Source organism: Streptomyces sp. NPDC007971, from assembly GCF_042958635.1.
Taxonomy (GTDB): Bacteria; Actinomycetota; Actinomycetes; order Streptomycetales; family Streptomycetaceae; genus Streptomyces.
Genome location: NZ_JBIBJK010000025.1, coordinates 66,834 through 91,332 on the forward strand (window position 1 = coordinate 66,834; position 24,499 = coordinate 91,332).

Genomic DNA, 24,499 nt, shown 5'->3' on the forward strand with positions numbered 1-24,499 from the left:
GCCCGAAGGCGGGAAAGCGGTGAAATCGTCGAACAGTCGGGGGTTTCCGAGGCAGTGGTAGAGCTGTCCGAGCAGCCGGTTGAAGAGATTGCGCTGGGCGGCGGCGTGCCGGTAGGCGTGCTCGTCGTGTCGGCTCCGGTAGTGGGCTTTCGCCCCGTGGCGGCCGCCAGGGACGCGGAGTCCGGTGGTCTGCGGTGGGGCCTTGAAGGGTCCTCGCGGCAGCTGATGGGCAGCTCACTCTTCAGACTCCCGTCCGCTCCCGCTCCGCTCAGGCACCTGAGGCCTGGAGGAGGATCTGGGCTGCGTCGGTGGTGCTGTGCGCGGCGGCGGTGCCGTGGCGGACGGTGTGGAGCAGTCCTGCGGCGCGGAGCGTGGTGGCGTGTTCGCTGGCGCTGGCCGGGGCGATGCCCACGGCTGCCGCCAGTTCCTTGGTGGAACAGCCCGGGTGGTTCGCCACCGCTGTCAGCACTGCGGCCCTGGTGGGCCCCAGCAGTGAGGCCAGAGAACGGGCGGCAGGGGAGTGAGGGCTCAGCACAGTGCCGGGGAACAGGGCACCGGACGAGCCGTGGGCCGCGCCGACGGGATAGGTGAGGAAGGGCTGTGGTTCGGCGTCGGGATCGATCACCGGTGCGTCGACCCCGAACACCGACGACACCAGAAGCAGGCCGCGGCCCTCCAGGTGCAGGTCTCCGTTGGTCCCCGATGCCATCAGGACTTCCAGGACGGGTGGATTCCAGCGCACCCTGCGCGGATTCACCCGCGCCAGGACGCCTTCCATCCCGTCCCGCAGCACGTGCCGTGCCCTGGAGGCACTGTCCGCGGTGGTCACCGCCGTGATGCGCCGCCAGTGCGGGTCCAGCAGACAGTCGTAGACGTGCTGAAGGCTGTCGGCGACGAGGCGCAGCGCCTCAGGGTCGTCGGCCAGGCGACGGGTCCACGACGGCAGACTCCGGTGCTCGGCGACGCGCTGCAGGTCGGCGCCCGCCTTGGCCCGCGTCGTCGCGCGAACCCGCTCGAGGAGCTCCTGCGGTGTACCCGGGCCGGAAGGGGTGATGAAGTCCGGAACCCAGCCCCGCGGCGGGATCAGGTCCAGCACCATACGCGCGTCGGGCCTCAGCCTCGAGAATGCCCGGCGGCGCCAGGGCCCCATGCGTACCGGATGCTCCGTGCACTGCAACTGTCGTACCGCAGTGCTGAGTTCGAGCAATGGTCTTGGCTCTGCGGCGATCCGGGTGCGCGCCAGATCTTCGACGCTGAAGTGAATCCGATACACCATGGTCTTCCTGAGTCCCCGTATTGCCCGGTCCCGGGCGACTTTCCCTGTATGTCGTTGTTCGGGCAAGGCCGAATCAGGTCGAGCTTTTCCCGGCCGCTGCGGAAGCTGAAAGCACACAGCGGATCGCGGCGGGCACGGGTGTCATCCGGCATCTCCTCGCCGCGACGACCAGGAGGTCTTACAGCCATGCGTATACGCAAGCAGTTCCTGCTGCTGGTAGCCACGGCGGCACTCGGCAGCGGACTGGCCGTCGCACCGGCAGCTCAGGCGGCGGTCTCCGCACCGTCGTCCGGCGTCGTGGCGCCGATGGTGCACGGCTGCAACTTCACCACGGCCCAGCCCGTCCTGCGGTACGGCTCGACCGGGAGCGCCGTCAAGGAACTGCAGTGCCTGCTGAAGTACTGGGGCTTCAACCCCGGTGCCGTCGACGGCAGCTTCGGAAGCAACACCGCCAAGGCGGTGAAGCAGTTCCAGGCCTGGTGGCCTCTCGCCGTCGACGGCGTCGTCGGTCCCGACACATGGACGGCTCTCAAGAGCTGAGCTGATTCCCTGCGCCGTCGGTCCACGTCGGCCACGGCCGCATTCTGGGAAGTCCCGGGGTGACGCCCTGCCGTCCGGTGTACCCATCGCGTCGAGAAGGGCGCGGCCCGGACGACGGGGTGGGCCGGCCCGATCGGCGTGCGGTCGACACTCGTGATGCAGGAAAGGCCCGCCTCAGCGGGGGTGTGAGGCGGGCTGTCCGGCGGAGCATGAACCCGCCCGAACGAAGTATCCGAGCCGGCAGGCATCATCTGGACAAGGGCCGCGGTCGAGGTTCTGCGGTTGCTTGAGCAATTCCGCGTGATCATGTGCCCCGTCCGGGCAGATCCCGGTGGTCATGAGCAGCGGTTGCGTTCCGCGGTTGTGGGTTCGCGGTACCGGTCACCGCCGCGGATCTGCCCGCTCACGAGGGCGCCTCACCTCGACGGGACCGGCTGGACCGGTGCGGGAGTGCGTTTGGCGGCGCGGCTGACGATGGCTGTCTCGACGTGGGTGATGCCCAGGCCGGCCAGATCCCGGGAGAGGAAGCCGTAGAGGGTGGTCAGGTCCGGGAAGTACGCGGCCGCGTGCAGGTTCGAGGGTCCCGATGTTGCGAACGCGCCGTGCACCGAGGGGTGGTCGGCCAAGGCCTGCCCGGCGGCGGCCAGGTGGTCGGGGGGCACGTGCAGCAGGAGCTTGGCCTCGATGGGCAGCCCGAGGCGGCGCGGATCGACCAGGACCTGGGTGATCAGACGGCCCTGGGCGGCCAGTTGGGCGAGGCGGCGGCGCACCGTGCTCTCCGGGTGGCCGGTGCGCGCGGCCAGGGCCGCAGAGGTCAGGCGTGCGTCGGGGGTGAGGGCGTCGATGAGGGACTGTTCCAGGGCATCGGTGTCGACGCCGTACGGGCCCGGGGAACCGGAGGCGGCCGCCCCGGGGACCGGCCCGGCCGGGCTCAGCGCCGCGCGTTCGGGCGCAGTCAGCACGTGGTGGCGCCACTCGGAGGTGAGCCGGAAGACGTGCAGGATCGTGGCGCTCTGAAGGGACGTCACCGCCTGGGTGGAAGGCAGTTGGCGGAAGACCAGCGGATCGCGTGAACCCGGCTCGGTGCGGGCGACCGCGAAGATCTCGTCACCCGAGGTGGTGACGTCGATGAACGGGATGTCCTCGCGCGCCGCGAGCGCGGCCACGATGGTGTCGAGCTTTCCCCGCAGGACCCGGATGCGCAGGAACAGGGCCCCGGCCGCGCCGCCGCCCCGCGGTCGGGCGACCGGTGAGATCACCACGCGCACGGTACCGTCGGCGCCGAGTGCGTGCAGGCGGCGCCGCACGGTGGCGGGGCTGAGTCCCAGCACGTGGGCCGCCCGCTCCGCGGTGAGGCGGCCGTTGCACTGCAACGCGGCCACCAGCCGCTGATCCATGAGGCTCAGTTCGGAATCCGCCGATGCGCGCGCCATGGAAGCAAGTTTCGCCCATTGCGTCGCCGTGCGGAGCCCGTCTCGGGGACCTCGCCCCCAGCATGGACGGCATCCCCCCGAGAGTGGCGGATTCACCACGGAGGTCCATGTGTCAGGGTTCGAGCAACGGGAAAAAGTACGTTTCGCCAGTGGTGACACTTCGTGTGCCGCCTGGCACTATCCGGGTGTCAACGGCGGCTGCGTGATCATGGCCGGCGGAACCTCGGTGACGAAGGAACCGGCCTCGGACCTGTTCGCCGCACGGTTCAACGACGCCGGTTTCGCGGTCCTGGCCTTCGACCACCGACGGTTCGGCGAGAGCGGGGGCGCGCCGCGCCAGATCGTCCGCTTCGACGAGCAGGTCGCCGACTGGCACGCCGCGATCGAGTGCGCGGCCGCTCTGCCCGACGTCGACCCGGACAGGATCTCCATCTGGGGCTTCTCGCTCGCGGGCGGCCACGTCTTCCGAGTCGCGGCCGACCACCCGCGACTGGCCTGCGCGATCGCACAGACCCCACTGGTCGACGGCCCAGCCATCGCCCCCCACGCGCTGCGCTCCATGACCCCCCTCGCGGCGCTCCGTCTCTTCGGCCGGGGCGTCGCGGACGCGCTGGGGGGCCTCGCCGGACGGCCGCCGCTGCTGGTCCCGACCGCCGGAGCGCGCGGCGCGGTCGCCTCGCTCACCACGGCCGACGCCATGGACGGCGACCGGGCCCTGGATCCCGACCATCGCCACACCGGCTGGGAGCAGACCGTTGCCGCACGGATCGCCCTGCAGATCGGCCGGTACCGGCCCGGCCGCCACGCCTCCCGGATACGGTGCCCGCTGCTGGTGGTCGTCTGCGACCAGGACCAGAGTGTGCTCTCCGGCCCCGCCGTCCGTGCGGCCCGGAACGCGCCGGGGTCCACCGTGGTTCACCTGACGGGCCGCCACTACGCCCCGTTCCTCGAGTCGCACGAACTGGCCGTCGCGGCGCAGATCTCGTTCCTGGAGAACCATCTGCATCCCCGCGATCCACGGTGAGGAAGATCGCCGGCTCGATCGATGTGACCAACGGCTGGGACGATGTGGAACGTCGAACGTCACGTAATTCCCCACCGGCAGCATCAGTTTCCCCCACTCAAACGCTAGGGCGCGATCCGCCGGCAGTGCACCAGGGGGCCCCACCCCTGTTGTGGGGCGAGCCCTATGCGCTGGCGTGGGGGCGCTGTGGCGGCCACTCGGGGGCAGGGTCTTCGGTGAGCAGCGGCCGGAGGGCGCCGAGAACCGCGCCGATGCAGACGTCGCGCAGCTGGGTGCGGGTGCAGGTCTCGTGGGTGAGCCAGTCGACGCAGAGGACCTGGACGAAGACCAGCCAGCTTTTCAGGACGGCGGACACGGCCTCACGGGCGCTCTCGTCCGCGAGTGGGAGTACTGCCAGCAGTCGGGCTCGCAGCGCGTCCAGTTCGTTCGTCATGATCGTCTGGACCACGGGGTCGCCCGCGAGGACCCGGTTCGCGGCGAGGACGGCATTGCGGTTGGCCACGAAGTAGTCGAGATGGACGTCCATACCCTGGATGAGCTGCTCCACCAGGGAATCGGCCGGGTCGAGCCGGGTCTCGGCGAGCAGCTGGTGCGCGGCCTGCTGGTAGACGGCCGCGAAGAGGGCGTGCTTGCTGGGGAAGTGACGGTAGAGCAGGGCTCGCGAGACACCGGCCTCTTCGGCGACCTCCTCCATCAGCACGTCGTCGTACGGGCGCGCGGCGAAGAGCCGCGCTCCGACGGTGAGGAGCTGGGCACGGCGGTCGGCGGGGCTGAGTCGCTGGCGGGGGGACACGAGCGAAGACTACTTGACATGTGTCTACTAGCGCACCCAGTCTAGTAGACACATGTCAACTAAGCTCGGCCGGGACGGCTTGGAGGGACCATGGCAAGGACTCTGCGTGCACTCATGCAGCTGATGGGCTGGTCGTGTGTGGCGATCGGCCTGTTCCACGTGCTCCTCGGCAATGCGGCGATCCCCGGAGCCGGTTCTGCCGGCACGACGGTCGACAGCTGGGGCCGGTTCATGGGGGCCAGCTTCGTCGGCTACGGGCTGGCGTGGCTGTGGGCGGCGCAGCAGCGGCCGATCCCGGCTCGGGCGGTGCGGTGGCTGGCCGGCGTATTCCTCCTGGGCGGGGTGGGCCGGCTGCTCTCGCTCGCCGTGCACGGCTGGCCGCAGTGGTTCCAGATCGTGCTGGCGGTGATCGAGCTCAGCCTGCCGCCGGTCTTCTTCTGGCTGGCTGATGCAGAGGAGCGGGCCCAGCGCAGCGGCGTGGAGGCCGTGCCTGCTGAGGGATGAACGCTCGCGAGGCCGCCCGGATCGAACGCTTGGGCGGGGAAACCGGTGTCGCCGGTGAGGAAATGAGTAATCGTCGACACCCTGGGGGTCTGGAGAAGCCCTGCAGCGGGGCGACTCGTGGGTCAGGCATGACGACGTACGGCACAGCTCCGCGGCTCGCCCCCGAAAGCAGAGGGCGCCGTCCCGCTGACGGTCCGCTTCGACCTGACGGTCCGCTTCGACCTGACGGTCCGCTTCGACCCGGGCGAGGCCCCGGAGATCGACCGATGGATCTTGGAGCTGCGTGCCCGGACCGGCATTCGCTGGGACAAGGCCGAAGGTGTGCGTGAACTGCTGCGCACAGCCGGTGCGCCCGATGGCATCCTGCCCGACGCGCTGATGGCCCGCACTCGAAGCGTCGGCGCCCGAGCGGGGCCGGTGCCGACTGCCCAGCGACGTCTTCCGCATCCGCTGAGAGCGAGCTTGCCGGCGCCGGTTCACTCCGCAGGACCATCCGCAGGAGCGGTGCCCCACATGCTTTCGGCCCCCTCGATGTAGGTTCGAGGGGGCCGGTGCGTTGGTAGCGGGGACAGGATTTGAACCTGCGACCTCTGGGTTATGAGCCCAGCGAGCTACCGAGCTGCTCCACCCCGCGTCGGTGCGCCCAGCCTACGCCATGCCCAGGGCAGGGCTTGCCCGGACACGGGCCGGGCAGGAGGTGCGCGCCAGGCGCCTGCAGGGGACGTGAAGGCCGCCTCGACAACGCGCCGCAGTCTGTGATGTTCGAGAGGATTCCTGCTCGTGCGGTTCACCCGTACCGCTGCCGCTGCCGCCGCATTCGCCGCCCTCCTCATCCCGACGACCGCCAACGCCACCCCGGGGTGCCCCGGCTGCTGCCGCGCCCGGTGAGACCGTGGCCCCGTCCGTCCGTTTCCCCGCCCGTCCGCGGCGCCCTCGCCAGGGGTGCGCGACCACCGACGTCGGTGCGCGCGCCTCCTCCCAAAGAGATGTCCGCCGTCAACTCTCCCTGCTTTCACGCCCGGGGACGTGTCGTTGGTCCGCCTACGACCTGCTGTGGAAGAAGCCGGACCCCAGATCCCCGACGACGGCGTCCAGCGGATGCCCGCTCACGATGAACGGTCCGTTCCACGGTGCGCTCAGTGCGAAGAGCAGTGCCAGGCTGAGTCCGACCACGCTCCCGACGCCTGTGATGAGCAGTGACGTTCGCAGGCTGCTGCGGAAGGTCAGTGCGCCCGCGTTCACGATCAGGGCCAGTCCGCTCACCACAAGCGTGACGACGTAGAGCGTGGGAACGTCCCGCGAGGCGGCCGCAACACGAGCGCGCCGACTACTGGTGACGCCGTCCAGGGAGACCAGCAGCTCCGTACTCGCCGGCGACCCCAGCTCGGGCCGCGCCGCCTCGGTGCGTACGCTCCGCTCCAGCCGTGCGATGGCGCGAGCGGTGGCCGGATCCTCACCGGACGCCGCTGCCGCGCCCTTCCACTCCCTGGCTCGCGTGGTCTGCAGGTAGTCCCGCAGCGCCCCATGAATCGGCTCCGACTGGACTTGCGGACTGGTCGCCGCCCACGCGAGACGAGACGCTGAGGCCGCCTCGTCGCTCACCAAGCCCTCCGCAGCGCGCAGATAGCCGGCCTCGCTGGCCAGCGAGAGGGCCGCAAAGATCGCGAAGGCTGCGCCGAGTGTGGGCATCAAGGGCATGGCGATCTGCGGTACCCGCTCCTGTTCCCCGGCCGGTACCAGCGCCCGGACCCCGACCCGCGCCAGGGCCGCGACCAGCAAAGCGAGCAGGAGCCAGCTCACGACCAGCACCAGGGCCGGCAGCGAGGTCAACCAGTTCACCACATCACCTACAACGCGTTAGGGCGAGCGCCGCTCGGCGGGTCCATACATCCCGCGGGCTGGAACTCCTCGTCGATCACCTGCAGCCAGAGCCGCATGATCACAGGCCGAAGCCTTCCCCGCGCGCGACACCCGGCACGTCACCTTGTTGCTTCGGCCGAACAGCCGAACAGCCGAACAGCCGAACAGCCGAACAGCCGAACAGCCGAACAGTCGGACTGCGGGACTGCGGGACTGCGGGACTGCGGGACTGCGGGACTGCGGGACTGCGGGGCAGCCGGACGGCGGGACAGTCGGACACGTCGCTGCGAGCGAGTCCGACCGGCATCGGCGACGGCCGTCCGATGCCACCCGCACTGCTTGGGCATCCCGGCGGTTGCGAAGCGGTCACTCTGATCGGCCGCGGTGACTCTCGGCGAAGCCTGCGACGGCCAAGGCGGCATCGCGCCGACGGGCGCCGTCGTCCCGCGCGACACGCGCCAGGGGGCGGCCGGCTCCCGTCACGCCGTGTGGCCCGACCGACGCGGTGGAGGCGGGGCGGTGCGGACGGCTTGGCGGACCACGGCGCCGCCGTCGGCTCGGTGCCGGCGGGGACGGCGCCGTGGATCGCGGCCAGGGCGCGGGCGACGTACAGGGCGGGGCATTGCCCTGACTGAAGTGAGGGACGGCTTCGCGGAAGGCGCGGGCCTCCTGGGGGCGTGAGATGTCCGCACGGCGTTCAGGGGAACCAGGACCGCTTCCCCCCAGGAGGGAGGAGGCGTGGGGTTCCGGGAGGCGTGTGCAGTCCGTCATGCCAGGCACCTCGTATCCGGTCGTGCCGCATCGGCGAGGAAGACGGTGCCACCGCCAAGGCTGGGCTCAACATTCGATCGCTGACGCTGGATGGAGGGGTGTTCCTCCAGATCCTCACCGCCAAGGCAGCATGGGCCGGGCGGGAAGTGATGGCTGTCAACCCCCGTGACCCCTCACGCCGGTGCCCCGCTTCGGCCACACCGCCGAGGACAACGGGCCCACACAGGAGAAGTTCCACGGCCTCTCGTGCGGCCACAACGTGCACGCTGACACCGTGGGTGCCCTGAACGTTCTACGGGCCGGGCTGGCCCGTTGCGAATCGCCCCGCGATCTCAAAGAAGACCGCCGAACCCACCACCCCGAACTGGTCCTCTTCCCCAACTGGGCGGCCTGCAGGACCACTCCGCCCATGACCCCGCCGGCCGAGACCTTCAGCCACCGGTCAACCCGGTCGCCCCCCCCGGCGTCGACTGGCACTGTCGGAGGAGCCCTTGAGGGCTTGGCCCCGGTGGCCCGACGCCGGGGACAAGTCCCCTGTGGTGCAGTCAAGGTCAGGTACCTGGTCCGGTGCCGTTGGCCTCGTCCACAACGGCTGTGGCGAAGGGGCGTTCGGCGGCGGAGCGGTGAAGTGCTGGGCGAGGGAGCGGCAGGCGCAGTGTCCGGCACTGGTGAGGGCAATGCACACTCGCCCCCCACGGACATGTGTTCATGGGATCAAGGACATCGGTAAAGTCTCGACGTCGTATGGGCTTTACGGGGGCAACAGTCGATCGACCAGGCCTGCCGTGTGACTGAGAGGCTGATCGTCAGTGAGACGTACAAGGGCATCGTTGGCTGTGGCAGGGCTGGCGGGGATGCTGGCGCTGACGGCCTGCGCCGCGAGCGGGGGCGGCGGCGGAGGCAAGGGTGTGGGCCCGAAGGCGACGAGCCCCGGCGAAGGTCAGCAGGCGTTGAAGGTGAACGTGCCGGTCCCGCGGGCGTTCGACAGCACCAAGGGCTGGCAGGAGGCTCTGCCGTGGGTCCCGGAGGATGCCACAGGCCGGCCCTATGCCGCGGCGCCCGGGGCCGGGGTCGTCGCTCTCCTCAAGAAGCAGGGGCGTTCGTACATCCTGGAGGCCCGCGACGAGGCAACTGGTGCGCTGCGGTTCGGTAGCAAGCCCTGGCAGCCGCCGAAGTCGCAGGAGATCACGGGCAAAGCCATCGAGGAGACCCCAGGGGTGGAGGCCGTCAGACAGGACGGCCGGGAGTACTTGGCGGTCTGGGCGCAGGGCACGGACAGCGGCGACGCGCTCAACAAGCCCCAGCAAGTGGTCGAGGTCGACATCTACCCCGTCGGCACTTCCGGTGCCACTGCTGCCCCCGCTCACGTGGTAAAGGTGCCGATCGGCGAATACTCGGGCGTGGCGCGGGCGCGTGACGGGGGAGCGGGGCTGCTGATCAGCGCGGACAACGGAGACGAGTCCGTCTCCGTGGACATGAGGACCGGGCAGTTGAAGCACTACCCCAGCACCACAAAACTCGGCGAGCCCACGTGCGGAGCGATCGGCTGCGTCACCAGTGAGGTCAAGGCGCTTACACCGCACGGTCCGGTGTTGGCCAACTCTGTCGGCGGGTTCGGTGTGCCTGGTGTCTGGAATTCGAGCAGAGTCGTTCCGCCCGGTGCCGAGACGCACGACTATGCGCAGTACAAGAGCACGGCCCACTTCGCCGTCTCCGGCCATCTCATCGCTTCATGGACCGCTGCGGACAACGGGGACGACATATGGGCCGTGCACAACGCCGAGACGGGCAAGGTCGAGGCTTCGACCAGGTGCTCAGCAACCGATCTGTCGGAATGGGACACCCCCAGCGCCTTGTCGATGAACGGCCGATACCTGCTGGCCGGACCGCTCGCGTTCGACCTCACATCGGGCAAGGGCTACTGCTTTGCGAGTAGCGGCACCAGTCGTCAGATCCAGATGCTGGCGGTTGACGACGACGGTCAGGCGTACGGCATCGCCCAGGGCGACGACACCGCGGCCGGTGCGTCCGTGTCGGTGCCGATGAGCACAGGGCATCCGGCGCCGTTGCCGCACGGACAGCAACCGCCCTTCCTTTCCCTGCATGCGGTCGGCGCTTTCTCCCCGTCGGCGGATGGCCCCGGCGTATTGTTCGTCTTCCTTCGGCGCCGCTGACATACGACCGGGAAGGGGAGGTGCATCGGTTGCGTGGCGGGGCCGCGTGTGTTGTCTCTGCGTTACTTCAACCCGGTCGGGGCCGACCCAGAGCTGCGTACTGGGCTCCAGCTCAAGCAGCCCAGTCATGCCCTGGGCGTGCTCATCCAGGCACACGAGGAAGGCCGTCCGTTCCCGGTCACGGGGACGGACTACCCGACACGCGATGGCTCGGGCATCCGGGACTACGTGCACGTCTGGGACCTTGCCGCGGCGCACATCGCGGCGATCGAGCGTTTCGACTCCATCCTCGTGGGGCCCAAGCGCTCGATCGCGATCAACCTGGGCTCCGGTTCGGGAACCACGGTTCGGGAGCTGTGCGCCGCGTTCAACAACGTCGTCAGCACGCCCCTGGTCGCCATCGACACCGATCGGCGGCCCGGTGACGTCGCCGGGAGCTACACGAAGAGCGACCGGGCGGCCGAGCTGCTGGGGTGGACACCGAAGCTGTCCCTGGAGGACGGCATCCGGTCCGCCCTGGACTGGATGCCGGTGCGCGATGAGCTGTTGAAGGACTGAAAGCCGGCACGGGGGGGGCGTTGAAGCCTGGGCTGCCGCTTCTCTGGTGGACCGGCTGTTGGGGCCGCATGCCTGGAGCCTGTCCGGATATCAGCTGGCCGCGGCCTACTCGGCCAGCGCCTTGCTGTGGGTGACACGGTATGACTCGGTGCCGGTCTGGATGATTGCGCCATTGAAGGTGAGCCGCTCGACAATGGCTGCGCAGAGCCGGGGATCGGTGAAGGTCTTCGTCCAGCCGGAGAACGACTCGTTGGAGGCGATGGCGACGCCGTTCTTCTCCTTGAGTTCGGTCAGGACCTGGAACAGCACCTCGGCGCCGCGCCGATCGAGTTCCATGTAGCCGAGTTCATCAATGCATAGAAGATCGACATGCGAACGGCGAGTCGGTCGATCAGATCGAGCAGATCCAGCCCGACCTGATCATCTCCACCGGCAAACGCAGGGGCCAGGCCCCAGCGTCGCGAGCATCCACCGCCACGCTGCACGCTCCCACGCGAACGAATTAGCGCCTACCGGCGTCGGTCTATTGTGAAGACTCACATACTTGAACGTCGTGTTGTGGCAGTGACCGTTGCGGCCTTGGCCGTGCTGACGGGATGTGCGGGATCGGGAGCCGCCGGGTCGAAAACCGTCACGAGGAACGAGGCGATCACTCGACCGGTCACGGTGAGCGGCGACGATCGCACCCTCACCGTCATGGCGGAGTCGGGTGGGTGCGACGGCCCTCCTCGCCTTCGGGTGTCCGAGACCTCCAAGGCAGTCTTCCTCACCGTGCGGGTCATCTCCCGGTCGGGACCGGACGTCGCTTGCCCGGCTGACGCCCGCATCGGCGCGGCACGCGCGACTCTGCACACGGTCCTCGGATCGAGGACCGTGATCGATGAGGCGACCGGCCGTCGGTTGGTGGTCCGAAAGGAGTGACCACGTCGGGATGACTCTTGCGTCACGAGGTCAGTGGTCGTGGGCCCGCGTGTGTGACGCCGGTGTGGCGTGCTCAGCACCGTTGTCGATACCCGGATCGGGAACGAAGGCCGCTTGCCCCGGACGATCCCGACGCGATCGAGGGCACCGGCGGGCAGCAGGGTGAAGGGCTCGGGGGCCGTACCGACCGTACACGGGACGGAGGGTGGAATGAGGGGAGCTTCGCGATCTGCTCACGCAAGTGCTGCCGAGCACGCTGGACCTGCGCGTGCGTGCCGAGGGCGCCGAAGACCTCCGTGGAACTCCTCCAGCCGCGTGAATCACTCCCTCCACCTCAGATAGCTTTGAACCATGCACCAAGCTGAAGTACCGTCAAATCTGGGGTAGTTGATGACAGACGGGGCGCAGCAGAGCGGGCAGCAGGGCAACAGCGGGGGTCCCCACGGGGGCGGGACACTCCGCTATGTGTTCGGTTCCGTCATGGTGTCCGTGGTCACCGGGCTGGTCTATCAGGTGCACGGCTGCAGCCCGGACACGCCGGACCCGGTTCCGGCATCCACGGTGACGGAGACGATGCCCGCGGAGACGTCGGCGCCCGACGACGGTGCGTCCTCGTCCCCGAGAGTGTCCGCGGATATCACCCGCATCCTGAACAGGGGGAGGAACGCCGGGAACCCTGCCTACTCGGACATCGAGGTCGACGTCGCCATCAGAGGGTTGCGAGGCCAGGAGTGCCTCATCAAGTGGTCCTCCTACTATCCGGGCAGCAACGGCCGGAGCGACACAAACACTGGCCTCAGCGGGCAGATCTCAACCGGTCTCATCGCTCGGGACAACGAGTCGCACTGGAACGTCTTCGCCGTTCGCAATGCTCAGTACTCCGGCTGGTTGGTTCACATCTTCGTTTATGCACCCGATGGCGAACTCCTGGATCAGGACGACGGCCCCACAGGGTGAACCGCCCCAGGGCGCCGCCGGTCGGTGTGCGAGGGCGACGGTCGGACGGCGCCGGGGGACAGGACCTTCGGCCGAAACTGCTGCGCCCGTCACCTCGGGCGGGGCACTCGGTCGCTTCTCCGCAGCAGCGCACAGGCCTCGGCGACCGCGTCGGGACGACGGGCCGCCACCAGGGGCAGCACCGTCGTCCACCGCTCGCCGGCCAGCGCCTGCCGCAGCGCCCACTCGGCGGCCTGACGGGTCAGAGGGTCCGCGTCAAGCCGGTCGGCGTCGGCCGCCAATCCGCTTGCGAGCCGGGCCCATGCGACGTCACGCTGCCAGGGGCTGGGCACCTGTTCCAGAAGGGCCTGGGCGCCGGGCCGGTCGTCCAGTGCGGCGAGCGCCCTCGCGGTCACGGTCAGGCTGTCGAGAACGGGATCCGTGCGGATGAACTCCTGGCGGCCCAGGGCCGGATGGGCGCCGAGCGGGCCTCGATAGTCCCCCAACAGGGCGGCCGCCGCATCGGCTTGAGCCGCCGCCCAGTCGGGGAGTGCGGTGACCGCGCCCGCGGCGGCTCCGGCGAGCAGCACCGGCAGGACGTCGCCGCGATCGTGCGGAACCCGGGACTCGGGTGCTGTCAGCGCGCTCGACAGATCGCCGACGCGGCACAGCAGGGCGGTGGCGTCGGCGACGGCCGAAGCCGGGGCCTCGCCGGGCCTCACCGGGTCGAGGGCTGCCGCAGCTTCCAGTGCCACGGCGGCGAAGCGGGCGGACGCCTCCTGATCCAGGTGCTCCAACGCCACGGCCGCACGCGTGGCGAGCGGGAGCACACGGGCGGGCGCCAGCCCGGAGTCGAGCAGGCCGGCCATGCCGCGGACCGCTGCGGAGACGGTTGCCCGGTCCGTGGCCGGGCAGTGCCGCAGTACCGCGGTGAGGGACTCCACCGTGTCCAGCGCGCCGAGCCGCGTGGCGGCCCAGCCCACGGCCTGCTGCCGTAGCTCGTCGGCCACGTCGGGACTGTGGAGGCCTGCCGTCGCGACGAGGGCCAGGCACTCGGGGACCGCGGTCGTGTCCTGTGATGCGAGTACGGCTGTCGCCAGGCGCCGGACCTCGTCCTGCTGCCCCGCCGCCACGGCGGCGGCGGTCAGCGCCACCCAGGTCCGGCACCGCCAACGACGGTCGTCGAGCTGCTTCAGCATGGCATCGGCGGCCGCGCCGTCGCCCGCGCGGGCCAGCACCACCGCACAGCGCCCCAGTGTCTCGTCCGCGTCCGCGAGGGCCCGGGCGGCGTGCGCCGCTTGTGCCGCATCGTCCGGCCGACAGGGTGCCAGCGCTTCGGCGAAGTCGATCAGGGCCCGCTCCGTGCCGACGCCGGCCTCGTACCGGCCGGGGTGCGCGATCGGCGGCGTACGCTCGGCCTCGTCCGCCAGGAGGGCCGCGTACCGGGGTTCCCGTTCGACGAGGGTGTCGGCCACTCGGGTCAGTGCCGTGCGCCGGGCAAGGGGTTCTGCGATGTTTCTGGCGATCGACGCGGCCGTGCGCCACTGGCCCTGCCGGGCGCAGGCCTGTGCCAGGGCCGAGCACCATACGTCGGCTCCGAAGACAGGGCGGAGCGCGCTCAGTGCCTCCGTCCTCCGTGCCGGCTGCCGGGCCAGCAGCTCGGCGACGGCCTCGGCGATGCCGGCGCCGTCGAGGGCCAGGTGCCGCAGTGATTCCGTCCAGGTGGAACAGTAGGCCGCCAGTGCCTGCCAGCGACCGGCTCCTGCGAGCACGGGGAGAGCCAGTGATTCCAGCCGGGCCATTTCTGTGCCGCTCAGCGGTTCCGGTGGCGCGGCCAGCAGCTCCTCCGCCAGTTCTGTGGCCTCGGGCCGACCGGCGTGGGAGCCTGCGTACACCATGGAGACCGCAGCGCCGATCCAGCCGTCCGGCTCGTCCTCGCTCCGATAGCGTGCCAGCAGCTCCAGGGCCTCTTGCCAGTCTCCGCGCAGGGCCAGCACGGTGAGGGCCTGACGGCGTACCTCCCGGCGGAACGGCGCGGGATGCGGCAGGGTGGCCAGCGCGAGCGCCTCCTCCCACCGGTCCAGGGTGCCCAGCGCCCGTAGGCGCATGGCTCCGCACGCCCCGCCACACGGCCAGTCGGCAGGGGCCGTGCCGGCGTCGTGGCCGTGCGGGCAGGCCTCTTCGATCAGGCGCAGCCCCTCCCGCGCGTCCGGTGCACGCACCGCAAGGTCCAGCAACGCCCGCCGTCGGGCCCCGGGTCCGGTGACAGAGCGCGCGGCGCGCAGGGCCTGGGCGAGATCTCCGGCCTCGCCGAAGGCCTCGCTCAGCGCACCGAGCGCCGGATCACGGTTCCCCGGTGAAACCCCGTCCACCGCATGCCAGGCCTCCGCTTCGGCGCCGGCCGCGGCAAGAGCGGTGGGCCATGCGGCGCGTGCGGTGGCCGTCCAATCGGGTGCGTCGGGCGTATGGTCCGAGGCGGCGTCCGGCAGACGGTCCAGTGCGAAGCGATGGCCGTGCCGCGCGTAGGCAGTGAGGGCGTGACGCCAGATCGCCTGCTGACAGCCCGGGTGACCGGCGGCGGACCAGACGGCCCGTACGCCGTCCAGATCGCCGGCGGCGCCGAAGGATTCGGCGGCCGAGACGAGAATCTCGTCCGTCCAACGGGAGCGCACGGAGCTCCGGGACCGCTTAGAACTGCGAGAGTCGTCGGAGCTTGTCTTCGGCTCCCACGGGCGGGAGGTGTGTTCCGCGGCGACCATGGCAAGCGCCGCGTGCACGACCGGTGGGCCTTCAGGGCTGCCCAGCCGCATCAGAACGCCGCCGGCGCGTACGGCGGCGAAGGCGGGAACCGACCGGTACGAGGATGGTGGTGCACCGTGCACGAGCGCCGCTGCCTTCTCCGCCAGGACGAGCGCACGTCGTGGTTCGGACTCGGCGAGCAGGTCGGCCAGACGGATCAGGGCGAAGCACCTCGCGCCGTCCTCGGGTATCGCCTCCACAAGTGCCTGCGCCCGCTCGGTCTGCCCGAGCCGAGCCCGCAGCAGCGCCAGCCCGCCGTCCTCCACGTCGACCGTATGACGTGCCGTCACCCGGGCGTGTGCCGCGGCCAGCAGGACGGCGGACCGCAGCCCGTCGTCGGTGTCGCCCTGTGCGACCGCGCCTCGGGCGGCTTGCAGTTCCGCCAGTGCGGGGCCGTCGCCGAGCAGCCGGGACGCCATCCGGTCGTGGCGTGCGGGGTCGGCGATCACGTGTGCGATGCGCCCCTGGTCTCCCGACGTCACGACCATGCGTCCGTAGCCGGTGAGCAGGAAGTGGGGGGTGTCCGTCGGCCAGCCCCGCTCCCGGAAGGTGTCGGCCCAGCGGTGAACGCGATCCTGGAACGAGGACAGTTCGTCACCGAGCAGCCGCAGTGCGGTGGCCGGCAGGGTGTCGTGCGCGAAGACGAGCGCGGTGCGGGCCCGGTCGCTGAAGTCGTGGAAGACGGGAAACCTGCGCTCGGCCAGACTGCGGCCGAGAGTACCGCCGGTCAGCGCGTCGATGCTGCTGAGCGGCATGCCGGTCAGCGCGCCCAGTTCGTCACGGCTCAGCCCCTCTCCCGCTGCGGCGAGCAGTCCGATGACCTGTCGCTCGGGCGAGTCCTCACAGACCAGCCCCTTGAGCTCGTACTCCGCCTCGTAGCGCAGGCGTGTGGCGTTCGGCGAGGCAGTGAGCACGAGTGGTTCGCAGTCCCGCAGCGGGTGGTCACCCGGAAGATCCGCAGGCAGTCCCGGCAGTGGGCGGCTGGTGACGAGGACGGAAACGCCGTCCGGGAGGTGACGGGGCAACAGTGACGCGATGCTGGGCCGGGGCGGGGACGCGGCCTGCGACACATCCTCGTCCAGGCCGTCCACGACGACCAGCAGCGGCCCGCGCTGCCGTTGTCGGCCGGCGGCGGCTTCGAGCAGTCGGAGCCACTCCCGGAGGTGTACGTCGGGTGCGGCTCCGTGCACGATGGGCTCCCCGGCCAGAGCCGCCAGTTGGGCGGCCATGGCCTGTGCGAAGGCGTCGCTGTCGCACTGGGTCGCATTGCGCCGTGTCACGAAGAACGAGGCCACGGCCACCCCGGCGGGGGGATGCGCGGCCAGCCAGGCGGTGAACGCGGTCTTGCCGTGCCAGGGCGGCGCCTGCCACCACTGATAGCCGGACGGGCCCGCGCAGAATCGGAGCACCGTGTCGCATTCCTCCTGGCGGCCGAGGAGTTCCGGTGGGGCGATGGAGCGGGCCTGCGCCCGGTAGCCCTCGGCCACCCGGATGTCTCCGGCCGCGGGCCCGATCCGCTGCGGAGGGATGTCGAGCCCGGCCCGCCGCAGCAGTTCGACGCCGGCGCCGTCGGACGTCCCGGTCCAGCGGTCGGCGCGGCTGACCGTGAGGGTCCCGGGTCCCTCTGTGTGGTGGTGCTCCACGACGATCCCGATGACCCGGCCTTCGGCCCACACAGCCGCCCCGGACATGCCCTCCCAGGGCGATCCCTGCGCGGTGGCCTCGGGAGGCGGAACCCTGAACTCCAGAGTGTCGCTGCGGAAGTTGGACAGCACGGGAAGATGCCCCCACGCGTGACAGGCGTCCCGGGCGAGCGACCCGTCGGGGCGCCGTCGCATCTTGAACAGCGGGAAGCCCAGCGCGCTGCAGGTCAGTACGGCGTTGTCGTTTCCCGGCGCGCCGAAGCGGACCGTATCCACCTGCCGGGAGAACGGGCCCGCCGCGGAATCGAGTTCCAGCAGGGCGGCATCAGTCCGGTCCGGGCCGAACCAGCCCGCCCGTGCCGGAGCACTCCACTCGTCGGCCCGGTCCGGGTTGAAGCGGACGGTGACCGTCTCCGCGGTCCTGACCACGTGCGCGGCCGTGAGTACCAGGCCGGTCGCCACCAGATAGCCAGACCCCCGCAACCGGGTGCCGTCAGGACACATGACGGCGACTTCGGCGACTCGGTCCCTCTCCAGGTCCGGCATCGGCGTGTCAGCGTTCCTCGGTAGCGCCCGCGTCGGAGGTCAACTCCCACGACTGCGCGTCGCCGTTCAGCACGGACGGCTCGGCAAGAACTGGCGGATCAACACGGACGACTCCACCACTGCTGTATCCCCCCTGCGACAGCGACCCCACCCGTGTCCACAGGCTAACACTCCGTCATATATAGGGCCCGGGCGCGAGGATGGGTTCTGCCCCAGGCGTCCGTCCTGCAGTGCGGCGGTCTGAGGCAGAGGCGCGGCAGACACGAGGCCCGAGCAGCTTCGAGGGGGGCACTGCGGTGTGTCAGCGCTCGAAGCGGCTTTGTGAGAGTGGCGGGCGGCGGCGCGACCTGCACCGGACGTGGGCTCACTCGAACGCGCGTACGTGTCGGTGGGGCATCGGTGGTAGGGCGTGGTGAGGTGATGCGGGTGGCGGGAACTGGGCCGGGACCGCTGGCTCGCCGTCCGCCTGTTCCTTCGTCTGTTCCTTGCCGAGATGGGGAGCGTTCATGTACGGCGTACGCAGATCCGTTGCCGTGGCGGCCGGCGCCTCCAGCGCGTTGCTGGGGCCGGCCATGGCCCCGGCCGACTCCGGGGCCGCGGCGATGGTCGCGCCTCACCCCGCGCGGGCGGCCGAGGGCGTACGAGGCGGGGGAGACGGCACCCTCATCACCCACCTGCACACACCCCCTACCGGCACGTCGATCGCCTCACCCGCGCGACACCCTCTTCGCCTGCAAAGGGAGAGCCTCACCCGGCCCGACCGCCCGTGGATCGACGCGCACGGTGTGATCGACGTACTCAAGCGCCCGTTCGTGTCGGGGACCATGAACTGGCACAAGGACCTGAAGGTGACGACGACCGCGACCGAGAGGCGCTTCAGGGGCAACGGGCTCCCGGACCATCCCACCGGGCGCCCTCCCGTTCAGAAGGGCACCCCGGCCTACAAGTACTACGCGGAGATTCCCGCGCACGGGTACCCCAGGACCCGGGGCAGGTGGGTGCCGCCGAGGACGGTGACCGTCGGTTCTTCGCCGCCGAGGGCCGAGACCGCGAGCCGCAGGGAGCCTGCCGTCCACGTCGTCTACTCCTCCGGCCAGACCGTGCGGTCGCCCTCGAAGACGGCCCCGTCCAGCATGTGCCGTTCGCGCGGTGTCTCGTCCTTTCGCAACAGGCCCAAGCCCTCGACGGCTCGATGTCACCCCGGCGAGCCGAAGTCAGGTGAACAGGGAGCTCACCAATGGAGCAGCGACTGCTCAAGCGGACCATTTGGAATGGACAGGACCCCTGCACCCGGAGCCCACTGGGAGAAGGGGTCCGCCGGGGTCGTTTCCCGCGGCCGTCTGGATGCGCCGTCCGACGTCATGGAGAACTCATGAAAGGAATGGCCGCGGCGACAGTGCCGGCGGCTTCCGCCGTGCCGCTTGCTGCTGCAAGCGGCTGCCCCAGTCGGAGGATCTCGTCCTTCTGCGCCAGGCCCGGATCCGGAGCGCTGCCGGCGGGCGTCGCCGTATGCATCCGCTCGACCGCCCGCGGCAGCAGCGCGGCGGTCGCCACTGGCACGGCCACGGTGCACCTCAGCAAGCTCGGCCTCATCCTGGACAACGCCAAGGGGCGGACGCACTGCCTCCCCGAGGCCGCCCAGTCGACTGCGCCGACCGGCGGCGGAGCATGCGCGTTCGCCTGGCCGCCGCTCACCTCCGGCACGCCCCAAGCGGCCCCGTTTGCCAGGAGCGAGGCGATCGGCACCTCGAAATGCTCCAACGGCACCCCTCAAGTGACCTTCACCGGGCACCGCCTGCACCGCTTCGCGGGTGACACGTCGGCCAGTGGCGCCAACGGCGAAAAGATCAGAGCGCCCGGCGCCACAGTGGCACGTCGCAGACGCATCGGGCAGCAAGGTCGAACCGGATCGATTGGGGACTGATGACTGGACACACGGGCGCGCGGATGCGGCGTCCCACACGAACGGTGGCGGGCCTTCTGGCTGTTCTGTTGCCGGTCGCGGTCGCGGTGGGGGTGTATGCGTTCGGCCGCATGCACACACCCGACTACACCAGTGGCCTGTTCGGGCTGCACGGCGTCCGCGTCATCGATCTCAAGGCGCGCCTGGGCAGCGCTATGATGGCCCTCGCGGTCGTCCAACTGCTGCTCGGGCTGTGGATGTACCGGCGCCTGCCGGGAGCGGGGGCCGCGCCGCACCGCGTGCACCCGGCACACCGGATCATCGGCCTCCTTGCCTTTCTGCTGTCGCTGCCCATCGCCTACCAGTGCATCAATGCCTACGGAGTTGATCTCACGAACAGCCGAAAGGCGGTGCACTCCATCACGGGCTGCGTCCTGTACGGCGTGTTCGTCGCCAAGGTGCTGGTGGTACGTAGCCGCCAACTGCCTGGGTGGGCGCTCCCGGCCGCTGGCGGTGCCCTGGTCGCTGCCATCGCACTCATGTGGTACACAGCCGCCTTGTGGTTCTTCGCCGGCTCCGCCCCCGGCTTCTGACCGTGCCATCTCCGCCGCCCGCCAAAGCCTGCACGGCAGCCCTGTTGCCGATGCGAGCGTGCGGATGTGGGCGAAGCGGCTGGCGGCGTCGGACTCGGATACCCCGGTGTGTTCGAAGATGGCGATCGACCGGCTGATCGCTCGCCGTGATGTCCGCCTGCGGGAGATGACGGTGTGGCAGATGCCCCACGAGACCTGCGCCTGCTCCGAGCCGGTCCTGGACATCAACATCGAGGACCTGGACCTGGCCGGCCGCCGCCCGGCGGACTCCAAGGGCGTCCAGCGCAAGGTCCGCCGCTGCGGCGGGGCCCGTGAAGAGCTTCGTTCCGCCACTGGATTGCCGCAGCCTTGAACTGCTGCACCTGACCGAGTCCTCCTTGCTGACACCGGTGTGCCGGGCCCGGTCTCCTCGGTCCGTGAGCATCCTCTTGGTGTGCCGGGCCAGGCGGGACACCGACCACCTCTGAAACGCGCTCACATCCTGTGAGGGGCGCCCGGGGGCGCAGTAGCCGGTGGGCCCGGCACGGTGTCCAGCACGGCCAGGCGTGCCAGCTCGTGCCGGAAGGCAATCGCCGACCCGTCGGCGTGCAGCATGTCCCCTGCTACGGCCTCCTCAAGCGCGGCATCCGCCTTCGGCATCACGGCGCCGACCAGCCGCAGGGGCGCGGGCGGGCCGATCACCGCCACCGCCTCAACCGCCTTCCGCGCCGGGGCCGACAGCCGGGCCAGCCGGGCCAGCCGGCCGAGTACGGCCTCGCGGACCGTGGCCGGGAGGCCCCCGGCCGGTGCCGTCAACGCCTCAGTTCACGAAGAACGAGTTGCCGCCAGTGACGCGATGCAGTTCCTCGGCATCCACCGGGCGGCCCGTCGCCAGAGCAGCCACGCCGGCCAGGCTCAGCGGGGCGACCTCGCATCGGTGCACCACCGGGCAGCCCGCCAGGTCTCCCAGCATCACCCGCAGCGGGTGTGCCTTGCCGATCTCATCGTCGCGGTAGGTGGCTATCAACAGCGCAGAGGCGGTCTCCATCCGCCGGCCGAGGTAGCCACAAGGGTGCGGCGGGATGACCGCGCCCATCGTAGGCGGCGCTTCAATGCCGAGATGAGGGAGGAGTCTCAGCCGACTGGTGACACGTCGGTGTCTGCGTCAGCGAGGTCACCGGCCGAGGCAACATGCGCGGCACGGTGGGGGGCCCGGCTCGCCCAGCCGTAGTCCGCGTTCACGTCGTCGCAGCTCCGGCCCGCTGCGCGAGTGGCCGGCATCTGGACAGCCTGCCGATCGTCATCGCGCACTCCCGCGTTCGGTGCCGTCGCCCCGCCCGTTCGATTCGAATGCCCGGCTGGGGTGTTCATGGGAGCGCTTGAGCTCGGGCACCACGACGCAGCGTCCCGGGGACGGAACTGCCTGATCTGGGGCCAGCGCCAGCTCCAGCTCCAGTACTGCCAGAGACCAGCTGCGGCCTTTGCGCCGTCAGTGCTGTAGAACCGGAGGCGACGGGGAAGCCGTTGATCTTGCGCCAGGGCGAGCCAGAGCGTGACTCACCGAGAAGCTGTCACTCATGCCACGAACCTGCCGGCAGGTTCGACCTGCATCGCCAAGAGACCATCAGGCCGCCAGAGAGAGCCGCCTCAAGATTCGAGTTCTGCAGGGACGCCGGCACCGAGGGCAGTCAGCAACGCCGCGACGTAGCCGTCCAGTTCAGGACCCACCCCGGTGATCTCGGGGTCCCTCCGTGACGCGAACAGGGTGCTGGGCTGGTCGAGTTCGAAGCGTGCGCTGCCCGTTCGGTCCTCATGGATCACGACCCGCAGCGGTGCATAGAGCATCGCCACCGGATCGCGGCGGTACATGCGCTCGGCGATCACGTGATTCCCCATGAGATAGGAGGTGCACTTCCAGGCGGAGCCGGACCCCGTCATCGCGGCCGTGACGTCGCCCTCCCAGTACCGCATGAAGTGGTGCGGCGCGTTGATCCGTACCTGTTCGACGACTGCTTCCCCGGATTTGAGTTGCTCGAAGCGAGCTTGGTCGAGGACGGGCACGAGTTCATTGAAATGGGCACGCGCCTGGTTGTACGGCTGGTGGAGCGGAACTGATAGGTGCCGCACCTCGAAATTGGCGGCGAGCGACGACGGCAGGGTACTCATGGAGGCAACACCCTTCGAGCGACAGGAAGATATCCGGAACGTGCGAGGTCCTCTGCGAGCAGTGGCTCCTGCCTGTAAGGACCCCTGGCCGTAAGAAGAAGTACACATCACGGAGATCGATACGGACTATAAGGTGTTCGTGGAGGGGATGCCCGTCGGAATCGCGTCGGCAGCCGATTAGTTTGGTGGGGAACTTGATCCCGCACGCTTCGCTGATGTCGTACACGTACCGGGCGGTCGGGAACGCGTCACCGAGGAGGGGGTCGGCTCCGAAGTGGAAACTGTCCCTTCTCAAATGGTCCGGCCCCAAGCCGTGTTCGTGATCTGCGGCGACCAGAACAGCTGAGAAGCCGTCTCTCAACCGATCTTGGAACGTGCAGGTCGAACAGGGGTGCTGGTTGAGTGATCTTCCGGCGGTGAGCAAGGCCGTCCTCACCCTGGAGAACCACCGATGAAGAGACTCATTGTGCTATTCAGCCTCGCCGGCGCCGTCGCCTTGGTCCACGAAGGCGACGCCACGCCAGGGCGACGGACCGCCGAGTGTCTGGGTGAGACGTTCCTGCGAGGGATGGAGTGAGCGTCGGGCCGCATTGACGAACTTCAAGTGCCCCTGGTCCAAGGCGGTGTGGATCGGTCGGAGCTCCTCAAGATCCGCTGGCTGACGATCGTGGAAGAGGATGGTGAAATCCTCGATGACATCGCAGAGCTGGAGAGCTGCTGCGGCCGCCTCGGGATTCGCCACCAAGCTCAGCGACTGGATCGAGGCATTGAACGGTCCCCATGCGACTGCAGGTCTGCGCCGTTCGAGGAACGCCTCACGCAGCTCCATCTCGACGGCGCCGAAAGCCTGCAGGAACCTCTCGTAGGCGGACGTCTGTGTCTCCTGAAGCCACTTTCGATTCTCGCTGCGCCGCCCAACGGCCCCGCCTGCAACGACGCCCACGATGGTGGCGGCGACACCGCCTACGGTGGATATCAAGAGCTCCCATGGAACAGCCATTTCAAACCCCCTGGGTGGTTGTCAGAAGCCGTCTCAACCGGCCTTGGAACGTGTGGGTCGAACAGGGTCTTGGTTGAGTGAACCTCCGCCGGTAGGTGCATGGAGGCAGGGCCTCCTGGTAGCTCGGGGGTGCGACCCCGTTCCGAGCGGTTCCCGGAGGCCCTGTTGTCGTTGTTGTACGCGCCCGATCCCGTCCGCTTCAACTCGCCTGCCGTGTCGTGCGATTGTCTCGCGCACCGGTACGGCAACGCGGCAGATCACCCCGATCGGGTGCGCCGGAATCCGTCGGACATGACGGATGCGGAGTGGGCGGCCATCCGGCCGTTGCTGCCGGTGCCGGCATGGCTCCAGGGGCGGGGCGAACAGCCCGAGGGCTACTGCCACCGCCGGATGCTGGACGCGATCCGCTACCTGGTCGCGGGCGGGATCTCCTGGCGGGCGATGCCCGCGGACTTCCCCGATTGGAGCCGGCCGGGCACCAGCCAGTCGGCAAGGGCGAGACCGATCGCGGCGAGAGCCGAACGCAACCGCCGGTCCATCTGCTGTGCCTCCGGGGCAGCCCCGGCATCTGCTCGGCAAACGTCTGCCGTTCGCTCGAAGCAGCGGGCCGTGTCCTCGGTCCACGAACGCGGGACATACAGCTCCCGGTCCATCGCCGCGTGTCCGAGTGGAGTCGAGTAGGCAAGGGAGGCGGCGACCTGGGAGTTCGCGATGTGCCCGGCAGTGCCGGTGTACTGGCGCTGTACCCCCACCGTCCCCGTACCCTTCTTCAGGTCGCCGGTTGCATCCACGACCAGTACCGCATCCTCGTGGTACAGGTGCTCGACGACGAAGCCGCGGATGTCATCGCGTACCCCGTCGGTATCCCACCTGGCCCTCGACAGCAGGTGTTGCAGACCGTACGGGTTCGCGTCCCCTGCCTGCTCGGCGAGTGTCCAGCAGTTGTTGCGCGGCAGGTCCGAAAGCAATCCGAGCACGAACGCCCGTGCCCGGCGCCGGGGCTCCATCCGGACGAACCGTCCCGCGATACGGCCCATCAGGACCTAGAACGCTTCCTGCCAGTGGGCAGGATCTATGCTC

General features: G+C 69.8%; 19 protein-coding genes, 1 tRNA gene and 3 pseudogenes. 11 read left to right on the forward strand and 12 right to left on the reverse strand.

From position 1 onward, the window contains the following. Positions 1-268: 268 nt before the first annotated feature. Positions 269-1,099 (reverse strand): DUF5937 family protein, encoded by an 831-nt coding sequence (locus tag ACFZCP_RS38475; RefSeq protein WP_391438603.1) that lies wholly within the window; start codon positions 1,097-1,099, stop codon positions 269-271. A gap of 363 nt (positions 1,100-1,462) precedes the next feature. Here ACFZCP_RS38475 and ACFZCP_RS38480 point away from each other — a divergent pair, with 363 nt between their 5' ends. After that, on the forward strand, positions 1,463-1,816 hold the full coding sequence (locus ACFZCP_RS38480) for a peptidoglycan-binding protein (protein WP_391438606.1): 354 nt from the start codon (positions 1,463-1,465) through the stop codon (positions 1,814-1,816). A 416-nt stretch (positions 1,817-2,232) separates the two neighbouring features. On the opposite strand, the gene ACFZCP_RS38485 is transcribed toward ACFZCP_RS38480, so the two are convergent. Then, positions 2,233-3,249, reverse strand: a complete 1,017-nt coding sequence (locus ACFZCP_RS38485; RefSeq protein ID WP_391438608.1) for an AsnC family transcriptional regulator — start codon at positions 3,247-3,249, stop codon at positions 2,233-2,235. Positions 3,250-3,475: 226 nt separating this feature from the next. On the opposite strand from ACFZCP_RS38485, the gene ACFZCP_RS38490 reads away from it, so the two are divergent. Next, on the forward strand, positions 3,476-4,273 hold the full coding sequence (locus tag ACFZCP_RS38490; RefSeq protein ID WP_391438612.1) for an alpha/beta fold hydrolase: 798 nt from the start codon (positions 3,476-3,478) through the stop codon (positions 4,271-4,273). A gap of 163 nt (positions 4,274-4,436) precedes the next feature. On the opposite strand, the gene ACFZCP_RS38495 is transcribed toward ACFZCP_RS38490, so the two are convergent. Then, entirely contained in the window at positions 4,437-5,066 is a 630-nt protein-coding gene (locus tag ACFZCP_RS38495) for a TetR family transcriptional regulator (RefSeq protein WP_391438614.1), read from the reverse strand. Between the two features lie 90 nt (positions 5,067-5,156). Between ACFZCP_RS38495 and ACFZCP_RS38500 the strand changes: the two genes are divergently transcribed. Beyond that, the gene (locus ACFZCP_RS38500; RefSeq protein ID WP_391438616.1) at positions 5,157-5,570 is read left to right on the forward strand and encodes a DUF4345 family protein; all 414 of its coding nucleotides are present in this window, start codon (positions 5,157-5,159) and stop codon (positions 5,568-5,570) included. A 557-nt stretch (positions 5,571-6,127) separates the two neighbouring features. Here the strand turns inward: ACFZCP_RS38500 and ACFZCP_RS38505 are convergent. Further along, a tRNA-Met gene (locus ACFZCP_RS38505) sits at positions 6,128-6,204 on the reverse strand. A gap of 407 nt (positions 6,205-6,611) precedes the next feature. Next, positions 6,612-7,409 (reverse strand): hypothetical protein, encoded by a 798-nt coding sequence (locus tag ACFZCP_RS38510; RefSeq protein ID WP_391438618.1) that lies wholly within the window; start codon positions 7,407-7,409, stop codon positions 6,612-6,614. A 1,117-nt stretch (positions 7,410-8,526) separates the two neighbouring features. On the opposite strand from ACFZCP_RS38510, the pseudogene ACFZCP_RS38515 reads away from it, so the two are divergent. The 3 genes and pseudogenes from ACFZCP_RS38515 to ACFZCP_RS38525 all read left to right on the forward strand — a co-directional run. Next, positions 8,527-8,672: pseudogene (locus tag ACFZCP_RS38515) on the forward strand (DNA helicase); the annotation flags it as partial. A 383-nt stretch (positions 8,673-9,055) separates the two neighbouring features. Then, positions 9,056-10,375 carry a hypothetical protein gene (locus ACFZCP_RS38520; protein ID WP_391438620.1) on the forward strand — a complete coding sequence of 440 codons (1,320 nt, stop codon included), beginning with the start codon at positions 9,056-9,058 and terminating at the stop codon, positions 10,373-10,375. A 48-nt stretch (positions 10,376-10,423) separates the two neighbouring features. Continuing rightward, positions 10,424-10,933 carry an NAD-dependent epimerase/dehydratase family protein gene (locus tag ACFZCP_RS38525; protein WP_391438623.1) on the forward strand — a complete coding sequence of 170 codons (510 nt, stop codon included), beginning with the start codon at positions 10,424-10,426 and terminating at the stop codon, positions 10,931-10,933. Between the two features lie 105 nt (positions 10,934-11,038). Here the strand turns inward: ACFZCP_RS38525 and ACFZCP_RS38530 are convergent. Continuing rightward, positions 11,039-11,314: pseudogene (locus ACFZCP_RS38530) on the reverse strand (ATP-binding protein); the annotation flags it as partial. Positions 11,315-12,334: 1,020 nt separating this feature from the next. On the opposite strand from ACFZCP_RS38530, the gene ACFZCP_RS38535 reads away from it, so the two are divergent. After that, on the forward strand, positions 12,335-12,811 hold the full coding sequence (locus ACFZCP_RS38535) for a hypothetical protein (RefSeq protein WP_391438625.1): 477 nt from the start codon (positions 12,335-12,337) through the stop codon (positions 12,809-12,811). Between the two features lie 89 nt (positions 12,812-12,900). Here ACFZCP_RS38535 and ACFZCP_RS38540 read toward each other — a convergent pair whose 3' ends face one another. Then, a complete protein-coding gene (locus ACFZCP_RS38540) occupies positions 12,901-17,778 on the reverse strand; it encodes a trypsin-like peptidase domain-containing protein (RefSeq protein ID WP_391438627.1) in 4,878 nt (1,625 codons plus the stop codon). Positions 17,779-19,150: 1,372 nt separating this feature from the next. On the opposite strand from ACFZCP_RS38540, the gene ACFZCP_RS38545 reads away from it, so the two are divergent. The 3 genes from ACFZCP_RS38545 (at position 19,151) to ACFZCP_RS38555 (ending at position 20,626) form a co-directional block, all read left to right on the forward strand. After that, complete coding sequence (locus tag ACFZCP_RS38545) at positions 19,151-19,702, forward strand: hypothetical protein (RefSeq protein ID WP_391438630.1); 552 nt, start codon at positions 19,151-19,153, stop codon at positions 19,700-19,702. Further along, on the forward strand, positions 19,702-20,274 hold the full coding sequence (locus ACFZCP_RS38550; RefSeq protein WP_391438631.1) for a DUF6529 family protein: 573 nt from the start codon (positions 19,702-19,704) through the stop codon (positions 20,272-20,274). Before ACFZCP_RS38545 ends, ACFZCP_RS38550 begins: the two co-directional genes overlap by 1 nt. 118 nt (positions 20,275-20,392) lie before the next feature. Next, complete coding sequence (locus ACFZCP_RS38555) at positions 20,393-20,626, forward strand: hypothetical protein (RefSeq protein ID WP_391438633.1); 234 nt, start codon at positions 20,393-20,395, stop codon at positions 20,624-20,626. A gap of 122 nt (positions 20,627-20,748) precedes the next feature. Here the strand turns inward: ACFZCP_RS38555 and ACFZCP_RS38560 are convergent, their stop codons facing one another. The 4 genes from ACFZCP_RS38560 to ACFZCP_RS38575 all read right to left on the reverse strand — a co-directional run bounded on the left by ACFZCP_RS38560 (position 20,749) and on the right by ACFZCP_RS38575 (position 23,419). Beyond that, the gene (locus ACFZCP_RS38560; protein WP_391438636.1) at positions 20,749-21,069 is read right to left on the reverse strand and encodes a hypothetical protein; all 321 of its coding nucleotides are present in this window, start codon (positions 21,067-21,069) and stop codon (positions 20,749-20,751) included. A gap of 4 nt (positions 21,070-21,073) precedes the next feature. Further along, a complete protein-coding gene (locus tag ACFZCP_RS38565; RefSeq protein WP_391438637.1) occupies positions 21,074-21,349 on the reverse strand; it encodes a hypothetical protein in 276 nt (91 codons plus the stop codon). 551 nt (positions 21,350-21,900) lie between these two features. Further along, on the reverse strand, positions 21,901-22,419 hold the full coding sequence (locus ACFZCP_RS38570) for a hypothetical protein (protein ID WP_391438640.1): 519 nt from the start codon (positions 22,417-22,419) through the stop codon (positions 21,901-21,903). A 469-nt stretch (positions 22,420-22,888) separates the two neighbouring features. Next, on the reverse strand, positions 22,889-23,419 hold the full coding sequence (locus ACFZCP_RS38575) for a hypothetical protein (RefSeq protein WP_391438643.1): 531 nt from the start codon (positions 23,417-23,419) through the stop codon (positions 22,889-22,891). 291 nt (positions 23,420-23,710) lie between these two features. Between ACFZCP_RS38575 and ACFZCP_RS38580 the strand changes: the two are divergent. After that, positions 23,711-23,827: pseudogene (locus ACFZCP_RS38580) on the forward strand (IS5/IS1182 family transposase); the annotation flags it as partial. Here ACFZCP_RS38580 and ACFZCP_RS38585 read toward each other — a convergent pair. After that, the gene (locus ACFZCP_RS38585) at positions 23,827-24,456 is read right to left on the reverse strand and encodes a transposase (RefSeq protein ID WP_391438646.1); all 630 of its coding nucleotides are present in this window, start codon (positions 24,454-24,456) and stop codon (positions 23,827-23,829) included. The pseudogene ACFZCP_RS38580 and the gene ACFZCP_RS38585 overlap by 1 nt on opposite strands. Positions 24,457-24,499 lie beyond the last annotated feature (43 nt).

Bases quoted from the DNA above. Each gene is read 5' to 3' on its own strand.
- ACFZCP_RS38550 (WP_391438631.1), top strand. From the start codon at position 19,702: ATGACTGGACACACGGGCGCGCGGATGCGGCGTCCCACACGAACGGTG.
- ACFZCP_RS38475 (WP_391438603.1), bottom strand. From the start codon at position 1,099: ATGGTGCTGGACCTGATCCCGCCGCGGGGCTGGGTTCCGGACTTCATC.
- ACFZCP_RS38570 (WP_391438640.1), bottom strand. From the start codon at position 22,419: ATGAGTACCCTGCCGTCGTCGCTCGCCGCCAATTTCGAGGTGCGGCAC.
- ACFZCP_RS38575 (WP_391438643.1), bottom strand. From the start codon at position 23,419: ATGGCTGTTCCATGGGAGCTCTTGATATCCACCGTAGGCGGTGTCGCC.
- ACFZCP_RS38585 (WP_391438646.1), bottom strand. From the start codon at position 24,456: ATGGGCCGTATCGCGGGACGGTTCGTCCGGATGGAGCCCCGGCGCCGG.
- ACFZCP_RS38565 (WP_391438637.1), bottom strand. From the start codon at position 21,349: ATGGGCGCGGTCATCCCGCCGCACCCTTGTGGCTACCTCGGCCGGCGG.
- ACFZCP_RS38540 (WP_391438627.1), bottom strand. From the start codon at position 17,778: ATGCCGGACCTGGAGAGGGACCGAGTCGCCGAAGTCGCCGTCATGTGT.
- ACFZCP_RS38555 (WP_391438633.1), top strand. From the start codon at position 20,393: ATGGCGATCGACCGGCTGATCGCTCGCCGTGATGTCCGCCTGCGGGAG.
- ACFZCP_RS38480 (WP_391438606.1), top strand. From the start codon at position 1,463: ATGCGTATACGCAAGCAGTTCCTGCTGCTGGTAGCCACGGCGGCACTC.
- ACFZCP_RS38485 (WP_391438608.1), bottom strand. From the start codon at position 3,249: ATGGCGCGCGCATCGGCGGATTCCGAACTGAGCCTCATGGATCAGCGG.
- ACFZCP_RS38535 (WP_391438625.1), top strand. From the start codon at position 12,335: ATGGTGTCCGTGGTCACCGGGCTGGTCTATCAGGTGCACGGCTGCAGC.
- ACFZCP_RS38520 (WP_391438620.1), top strand. From the start codon at position 9,056: ATGCTGGCGCTGACGGCCTGCGCCGCGAGCGGGGGCGGCGGCGGAGGC.
- ACFZCP_RS38545 (WP_391438630.1), top strand. From the start codon at position 19,151: ATGAAAGGAATGGCCGCGGCGACAGTGCCGGCGGCTTCCGCCGTGCCG.
- ACFZCP_RS38500 (WP_391438616.1), top strand. From the start codon at position 5,157: ATGGCAAGGACTCTGCGTGCACTCATGCAGCTGATGGGCTGGTCGTGT.